Origin of the sequence: Micromonospora sp. CPM1 (assembly GCF_023896895.1) — a bacterium.
GTDB lineage: Bacteria > Actinomycetota > Actinomycetes > Mycobacteriales > Micromonosporaceae > Micromonospora > Micromonospora tulbaghiae.
On sequence record NZ_JAMHIU010000017.1, the window covers coordinates 126,713 to 134,709 of the forward strand.

Genomic DNA, 7,997 nt, shown 5'->3' on the forward strand with positions numbered 1-7,997 from the left:
GGTCCCGCACCGGCCGGGCCGCCCTCGCGGTCAGGGGTAGCTGATCACCGGGCTGGTGCCGTACGAGCCGACGACAGGGGTGCCGATCTCGTTGATCGTGCGCTCGATGCCGCCGCTGCCGTCCAGGAACACGGTGATCGCGTCGTGGAACCGCACCCCGGCGCGACGCGGCGCCTCGATCCCCCGGTCGCAGCGGATGTCGACGCCCTGGTTGAAGTACGAGTAGACGCCGAGCCCCCACGCCTCGTGCGTGCGGACGTGGTCGGCCACCTTGTACGAGGCCCAGCCGTTGCCGGTCGGGCTGCGCCAGGCCGCCTGGCTCGGCGGGTCGTAGGGCAGCTCGCTCTGGTAGAACACGGTCCGGCCGCGCTCGCCGTTCCAGATCGTCTGCCAGCGCTGGTAGTGCTCGACGAACAGCCCGTACGCGGTCACGTCGTCGCCGTTGACGATCACGCCGGTGGCGGCGGTGTTCACGGTCCAGCCGATCGTGCCGGCCCGGCCGTGGTCGCCGCGCCAGGCCCAGATGTTGTCGACGAGCGTGTGCCGGCTGCTCACCACCAGGCTGGTCACCGCGCGCCCGGCGTACGGGCCGCCGATGCGGAAGAAGACGTCCTGCAGCGAGATCGGGTTCGTGGCGTGCGACCGGTGGCAGTGCCGCGCACCGACCTCGACCAGCACCGGCGACTCGACCGGCCCGGCGTCCACGAGCACTCCGGCGATGCGGACCCCGTCCACGTCCTCGATCCGCAGCGCCGCGTCCCCGCGGTCCGGCACCAGGCTCGGCATGCCGAGGCCGAGCACGACGGTGTCCGGGCGGCGTACCCGCAGGGCCCGGTCCAGGTGGTAGACGCCGGGGGTGAGCAGCAGGTGCCGGCCCCGGGCCAGTTCGGCGTTGATCCGCTTGGCCGAGTCGGTGGGCCGGGCCAGGTAGAACGCGGACAGCGGCAGCGACGGAACCGGCGCGCCGCCGGCGGCCCAGGTGGTGCCCGCGGTGTCGCGGCGCAGGCGCGGTACGGCCACCCGCCAGGCCCCGCGGGCGTCGACGAACAGGTACGGCTTCTCCCGGGTCACCGGGCTGGTCGGCAGCGTGGTGTACGGCGGGTCGGGGAAGCCCTGCGCGGGCGCGCCGATCACGCCGGAGAAGACCTGGTTCCACACGCCGTTGGTCCACTCGCCGCCGAGTTCGCTGTCCCGGGTGAGCCACTGCTGCTGGGAACCGTTGATGGTGATGCCGTCCACCTTGGAGTCGGCGATGTAGCCGCCGCTGGAGTAGCCGCCGTTGCCGGGTTCCAGCCACAGCACGCCCTTGACGTGCACCCGGCGCATCGGTGACGCCTGCGAGACGGCCCATTGGTTCGACCAGTCCGTCGGCGTGACCGCGAGGTTCTCCGCCGAGCGCCAGAAGTTGGTGAGCGCGGAGATGCCGGCGGGCGAGTTCGGGTCCGGCTGCCCGACCACCCGGACCGCGCCGTGGATCTCCACGTCGTCCGGGTGGGCGCCGAGACCGGCGACTGTCGTGTAGTAGCCGAGCCGGGCGTCCACCTCGTAGCGGCCGGGCTTGAACAGCACGGCGTACCTGTCGAAGCCCATCTCGTTGCGTTCCTGGGCGGTGAACAGCCGGTCCAGCGTGGACTGGATCTCCTCGACCGGCGTGCTGGGGTCGTACACGAAGACGTTGGGGCCGAAGTCGGGCTCGCGGGCGGGGCGCGCGGCCGGGGACGCGGCGGCGGCGCCGGTCGGGAGGCCGAGGGCGGTGAGCGAGGCCGCGGAGGCGGTGAGCGTGAGGAAGCGGCGGCGGGAGGGGTCGGGTGATCGCATCTGCCTGCCTGTTCGGTGATGGGACGGGAGAGCGCTCTCTCGGCTGTTCCTACCTCATCACCGTCGATACCGCCAGAGCCCGCCGGTTCCGGAACCGGCGGGCTCTGGGTCGGGCTGCGCTCAGGCGCGCTCGGCGCGCTGCTTCACCAGGTCGTCGACGAGCTTCTCGACGTAGTCGGCGGTCTCCTCCCAGCGGGTGACCGCGACGCTACGGATGCCCATCGCCTTGACCGGGTAGTCGTTGCCACCCACGTCCAGGCGGTCACCCACGAAGAGCACGTTGTCGATCTTCAGGTCCAGGTGTTCCAGCAGCTTCCGCATGCCGTACGCCTTGTCCACGCCCTTGCGGGTCACGTCGATCGAGGTCGACCCGCCGCCGCGGACCTCCAGGTCGGGCAGCTTCGCCGCGACCGCGTCCCGCAGCCGCCGCTTCTTGTCGCCGTCCGGATCCCAGCCGTACTTCTCGGCCGGCGGGGCGGACTGCCCCAGCGCGGAGAACGTGATCTGGCTGCCCCGGTCCTCGATGATGTCGCCCCAGGTCTTCGCCTCCCACAGACCCAGCGCCTGCGCCGACTCGGTCAGCGCGGCGACGACACGGGCCTTGTCGGCCTCGGTCAGGTCCTCGGCGTAGACCTGCCGCCAGTCCCCGTCGGACCAGCGGTAGTAGCGGGTGCCGCAGGTCGGCATCAGGTGCAGCCGGTCGCGCTGCTCCTCGGTGAGGTCGAGGTGGGCGAGCACCTGCGACTGGAACTGCTCGAACCGGCCACCGGAGATGACCAGCACGTCCACCTCGGTGAGCAGGTGGCCGAGCAACTCCGCCATCCGACGATCGATCTGGGACTTGGAAATCGCCAGGGTGTCGTCGAGATCGAACGCCACCACTCGAAGATCGTTCACGAATACCTCATGTCGTCGCGGACAGGCCAGGACCTGCCAGGGTACCGACGGGTTCTGGCACCGGCCTGAGGGCCCGGCGGGTGACACGTCCCCTCGACGGAGCGTAACGCGGCAGGCCTCCGGGCGGCCCCGCTTCCCGCGCTCAGCCCCGGCACTCCCCCGTTGACGGCATTGCTGACCGTCGATACCGTTTCCCTGATAATTACCTTCATCAATCAAGGAGCACCGGTGAAATTCCTTCGAACGCGCGGAGGGCTCGTCACCCTCGCAGCGGCCGCCCTCGTGGTCACCACGGCGGCTGCAGCACCCGCCGCCGCACCCACCGGCGGCCTGTCCACGCTGGCCGACTCGTCCACCTTCCCGCTGGCCGACCCGGACACCCTGCTGGCGAAGGACGGCTCGTACGTCACCTACGGCACCACTGTCGGCGCCGGGACCGGCGCGCGCTGCGGCGCGACCGGCAGGCTTTACGTACCGGTCCTCGTCCACGGCTCCGGCAACAGCGTGGGCATGGCGAACTGCGCGTCGCACGACGCCCTGCCGTCCGGTCCGGGCGCCTGGGCCGAGCCCGGCGGCGCGGTCTGGGCCCCCGGCGTCGCGCAATTCGGCAGCCGGTTCTTCATGTTCTACACCGCCTCCCGCAAGGGCACCGGCCAGAAGTGCGTCGGACGAGCGATCTCCGACAGCGCCCGCGGCCCCTTCCAGAACCAGGGTGAGTGGGCCTGCCCGGACGCCGGCCGGTGGGCACTCGACGCCAACCCCTTCGTGGCCGGCGGGAACCTGTACGTCACCTACCGGGACGACGCCATCGCCTCCGGCGCCGAGACCGGCATCTCCACCGTCCGCACCGACGGCGAGGGCCGCGCGATCTGGGACACCCGCCGGGACATGCTCAAGAGCACCGACATCACCTGGGACACCGCCAAGACCAGCGGCGGTACGCATGTGGTGGAGAACCCGTCGATGTGGAAGGCCGCCGACGGGGACTGGTACCTCATGTACTCGGGCAACAACTGGGACAGCGCGCGCTACGCCACCGGCATCGCCCGCTGCGGCGCCAGCCCTCTCCCCGGTTCACGCTGCACCCCCATCCGTGAAGGCGTGTCCCGGCCCTTCTTCGGCTTCACCGGCAGCGCCGGACTCAACCCGATCCGCGGCCTGCCCGGCAACCACCAGGGCCCCGGCGGGATGGACGTCTTCGCCGCCGCCGACGGAAGCGAGCGCGTGGTGTGGCACTGGTGGAACGGCTCCACCCGCTTCCCGATGACCGGCGTCCTGACCCGCCCCTCCACCGGTTTCCTCGTCTCGTAGCCGGTGCGCGCGACGGCACGCCTGCTCACCATGCGCTTCGATGCGGTCACGCTCGGTTGAACTGCTTCACGGAAAATTGCATTTGGCAAGAGATGGCACCGAAATTTTCTCGATGCGATGCATCTGCTTGTCAGGTACCCGACAGTGAATTGCCCACTCTTGTGCTACCTGTCCGCCGGGAGCATGCTCGAACCGTCGAACGGTACTGCGCCGCCTCACACAGAGGGCGGCGCCCGGCTGCCACCGGACGCCGCATTCGACTCCACCGCTGCAACGGAAGGAGTCACGTTGACTGTAATCCCTCACGGGTCAGACTTCGAGACACCAGAGGACGAGGACGAAACCGTTGCCGAGCCGACCGACCGGCACCGGCTCATCCTGGCGTACATCAAGACGCTCAGTCCGATCATCGCCGCCGTCGTCGCCTGCATCGGGACGCTGGTGGCAGCGCTGGTCCGCTGACCCGCCGGCCCCGCGCTCCGGCTCCGGCCGGACGCGGGGCCGCCCCGCACCCGACGGTCTGGCACACTGCGGCGATGCCGACGTTCGATCGACTCTTCGCCGAACATGTCGGCACCGGACTGGCCCGCCAGTTGGCGCTGGCCGACCTGCTCGGCGAACGTGACTGGCAGCTCGACCTGCCCGACGGCACAGTGACGTTCGGGACCGACCTGCGGTACCGCATCCAGCTCCTCGGTACCGAGAGCCACGACGACGGCACCTGGCTGTGGGCCTGGGCCAACGAAGCCAGCAACCTCCCGCCGGCGCTCCTCCATCTCGCCGGCTGGCTCCGTGAGTACGGGCACCGCCAAGGCGTCGCCGAACTCACCGCGCCCACGTTCCCGCTCCAGCGCGCCGACGGACACCGCCTCGCCCTGCTGGCGTCCGGCCTGACCGGCCGCTGCTACTACCGCGGGCCGTACGACGGCGGCGCGGTCTTCTTCCACCTCGACGACGCCCCGCCACAGATCACCGCGCCGGTCCGGCCGGAGCGGGTGCTGACCGTACTGACGCAGGTGCTTCAGTCCTTCCCGGTGGAACACCGCGTCGCCGTCGAGTCGTTCCTGCACCAGCAGGGGTGGCGGTTGGATCGGGCGCCGATGTCGGTGACGGCGCAGGACCGGGGCGGGTCGGTCCTGCGTGTCGACTTCGACGCGATGGGCCGGGTCAGCAACATGTCGGGAACGGTCAGCCCGTAGGCGGGATCCGGCGCCCCGGCAGGCTTCGAACCTGGCACACGCCCAACAGCTGACCGCCGTCGCCCCTACCGCCTGGGACGCAACGGGCACAGCGACCAACCGCTCACGCCGCCCGACCGCCGACGACGACCGGGGCTAGCATCCCAGGTCATGCGTGGGTTTTTCACGATTGAGAGCCGAAGGCTCTCCTATCTGGACTTCGGTGGATCGGGTGCCCCGCTCCTGGCTCTTCATGGGCACTACAACGAAGCGTCGGCATTCGCCCCGCTGGCCCGGGCGCTGGCACCCCACTGGCGGGTGATCGCACTCGATCAGCGCGGACACGGAGCGTCGGACCGTGCCGAGAGCTACGAGCGTGACGACTACGTATCCGACGTCGCCGCGTTCCACCAGCACTTGAAAGTCGGCCCTGCGGCGGTGCTGGGCCACTCGCTCGGCGGAGTGAACGCCTATCAGTACGCCGGGCGGTACCCCGACCGGGTCACCGCGCTCATCGTCGAGGATGCCGGCGCGGTCGTAGACGTCGATTGGTCGTTCACGACGGGCCTCCCCCGCCACGCGCCAACCCGCGACGCACTGGCCGCGGCCCTGGGCGCGGCGGCACCCTACCTCGAATGTTCCTTCCGCCAGTCCGACGACGGCTGGGGATTCTCATTCGACATCGACGACACGGTGGCATCTCAGAAGGCACTCAGCGGTGACCACTGGAAGGACTGGGTTTCGGTGAGCTGCCCGACTCTCCTGATTCGTGGAACGCGTAGCGATGAACTGGCAGCCGGCCACGCTCGCGAGATGATCGCCCGTCGCTCCGGCCACGCTCGCCTTGCCGAACTGCCGGCCGGTCATGTGGTGCATCACGACGCTCGAACACAGTTCGCCGCCACTGTTCGCGCCTTCTTGTCCGGCCGAGCTGAGCCAGGGGAGCATTTCCGTACGGCTTGACCTGGCGCGGGCTCGTGGCGGCGCGGTGTTCTAGAGAGAACCGAGCTGACGCGCCGCATCCTGGTGAACCGAGACGAGTTCAGCAAGCAGGATCGGCTTGCGAGACACCGCCGAGAGAGCCTTGCCCTCCCGAGTCCAGGGCGGCGGCCACGCGCTGATCCCCTGATCCAGAGCAACGCTGGCCACCTCGGCCTCCCACCCCGGCCAGCGCAAGCCTTCATAGAAGCCAGTCAGTGCGCCGGTGAGCATCGCCTCCAACCAGTCGCCATACCCGAGCTCAAGGTCCTGCCAAGCCAGGTCCTCCGGGCCGAAGTAATGCACCGTCGGCCTCACCGCCGGCTCCGCCTGCAACCACGCGAACTGGCCGCCCATCACGTCGAAAGCGACGACCAGACGACCCGCCCCCGGAACCATCTCGGCCGCCACACCCGGCAGCCCGTCGTGCCCACCACCGAGCACCCGAAGCCAACCGTGATCGATCACCAGCCCACCGCTGTTGGCGACCACCGCCCCGAGCCACGACCTGGTCGTGATTTCCAGGATCGCCAGACAGGCTGCCGCCTGCTGCGAATCGGCCGGCAGCACCTCCACCGGATACGGAGCCGCAGCCACCAGCGCCGAAATCTCGGACCACGCAGACTGTTCCACCCCCTCAGCCTCCCAGGAGGATCAACCAGTGCGGCTCCGAGGGCCCGCTGACCGCGAAGACTCAGTGGGACGGCTCGGCGGTACGGGATGGCTGTACCGTCGTTGCGTGGAGCGCGATGAGTTGACGTCTCTGCTTGCCGGCGAGAGCCCAGTCATCAGGGCGTGTCGTGAGGCCCTCGATCGGGGAGCGTCGTTCCGCATCTGGGACAGCGTGGTCCCCGCCAACAACCTTGCGTCCACGTACCGAGGGCGGGAGGCGATTACGAGGGATCGAGGCATTCCGACGCTCGGGTTCGCGGCGGCTGTCGAGACGCTCCATGCGCTCGGTGAACAGCCTGTGCGACTTGGCGGGGTGACGCAGCTCGACCCTCCCTACTATTTCCAGCTCTTCCTGGCGGCCGACGCGGCGTCAGTCCTCGCGTGCATTGGCGTGGATCAGAAACATCAAACGCAGGTCCAGTCCTCGTGACGGCAGCCGGCGCCAACGTGACGACTCGCCACTGCGCGCGTGCCGTCGACGGTCGGGACGCTGATGTCGCTCAGGACCTGGATGCGAGCCGAGCGAAGGTGGCGAGACGATCGGGCGCGCAGCGGGCACCCCAGCCCCGGAAGGCGAAACAGTGATCGGTGATCAAGCGCCTGACCTGGTGCCCCCGGCAGGATTCGAACCTGCGACACACGGTTTAGGAAACCGATGCTCTATCCCCTGAGCTACGAGGGCGCGAGGGCCCAGTCTAGCGACCTGGGGGTTCACCTGGGGTGGCAGGGAGTGGCAGGCGTTCACCCACGTTCCCCGGACCGCCGTTCGCCCAGCCCAGGACCACACCCGGAGCACACGAACCCCGGTTTGCGACCGGCAGTCGGCCGCGGTGACCCGCGTTGGCACCGGTTCACCCGGGTTGGCATCCGCTGGAGGAGTCTCTACGCGAGTTAGCACAGCGCCACCTCTGCTGATCTTGGTTGTTTGGGCTGGTAGGGCGTCTTGTCGCGGATGCAGGCCCAGAGGACGTTGAGGCGTTGTCTGGACAGGGCTGCGGTGGCCTGGCGGTGTGTTTTTGTCGGCTCCGCCTGAAAACTGACCCCGTGGTTCCGGCTGAATTTTGACCCCTTCCGGAAGCATCGGGAGGTGCTGAGCGTGGAGGACTGGGCGGAGATCCGTCGGTTGCACCGAGCGGAGCGGAT

The 7,997-nt window shown here is 69.5% G+C and carries 8 protein-coding genes and 1 tRNA gene; 5 read left to right on the plus strand and 4 right to left on the minus strand.

Annotated elements, in window-relative coordinates; genetic code table 11:
- Positions 1–30: 30 nt before the first annotated feature.
- Positions 31–1,818, minus strand: a complete 1,788-nt coding sequence (locus M8C11_RS21425; RefSeq protein WP_252452389.1) for an adenylyl cyclase — start codon at positions 1,816–1,818, stop codon at positions 31–33.
- Positions 1,819–1,938: 120 nt separating this feature from the next.
- Entirely contained in the window at positions 1,939–2,715 is a 777-nt protein-coding gene (locus M8C11_RS30600; protein ID WP_252452391.1) for an HAD-IIB family hydrolase, read from the minus strand.
- 228 nt (positions 2,716–2,943) lie between these two features.
- On the opposite strand from M8C11_RS30600, the gene M8C11_RS21435 reads away from it, so the two are divergent.
- The 4 genes from M8C11_RS21435 (at position 2,944) to M8C11_RS21450 (ending at position 6,167) form a co-directional block, all read left to right on the plus strand.
- Positions 2,944–4,026: a family 43 glycosylhydrolase gene (locus tag M8C11_RS21435; protein ID WP_252452393.1), complete on the plus strand. Its 1,083-nt coding sequence runs from the start codon at positions 2,944–2,946 to the stop codon at positions 4,024–4,026.
- A 288-nt stretch (positions 4,027–4,314) separates the two neighbouring features.
- The gene (locus tag M8C11_RS21440; protein WP_013283846.1) at positions 4,315–4,488 is read left to right on the plus strand and encodes a hypothetical protein; all 174 of its coding nucleotides are present in this window, start codon (positions 4,315–4,317) and stop codon (positions 4,486–4,488) included.
- Positions 4,489–4,562: 74 nt separating this feature from the next.
- Positions 4,563–5,225, plus strand: coding sequence for a DUF6882 domain-containing protein (locus M8C11_RS21445; RefSeq protein ID WP_252452395.1), 663 nt, complete (start codon positions 4,563–4,565; stop codon positions 5,223–5,225).
- 150 nt (positions 5,226–5,375) lie between these two features.
- On the plus strand, positions 5,376–6,167 hold the full coding sequence (locus M8C11_RS21450; RefSeq protein WP_252452397.1) for an alpha/beta fold hydrolase: 792 nt from the start codon (positions 5,376–5,378) through the stop codon (positions 6,165–6,167).
- Positions 6,168–6,197: 30 nt separating this feature from the next.
- Here the strand turns inward: M8C11_RS21450 and M8C11_RS21455 are convergent, their stop codons facing one another.
- The gene (locus tag M8C11_RS21455; protein WP_252452399.1) at positions 6,198–6,815 is read right to left on the minus strand and encodes a DUF2625 family protein; all 618 of its coding nucleotides are present in this window, start codon (positions 6,813–6,815) and stop codon (positions 6,198–6,200) included.
- Between the two features lie 106 nt (positions 6,816–6,921).
- Here M8C11_RS21455 and M8C11_RS21460 point away from each other — a divergent pair, with 106 nt between their 5' ends.
- Entirely contained in the window at positions 6,922–7,284 is a 363-nt protein-coding gene (locus tag M8C11_RS21460; RefSeq protein ID WP_252452401.1) for a hypothetical protein, read from the plus strand.
- Between the two features lie 176 nt (positions 7,285–7,460).
- Here the strand turns inward: M8C11_RS21460 and M8C11_RS21465 are convergent.
- Positions 7,461–7,536 (minus strand) — tRNA-Arg (locus tag M8C11_RS21465).
- Between the last annotated feature and the right edge of the window lie 461 nt (positions 7,537–7,997).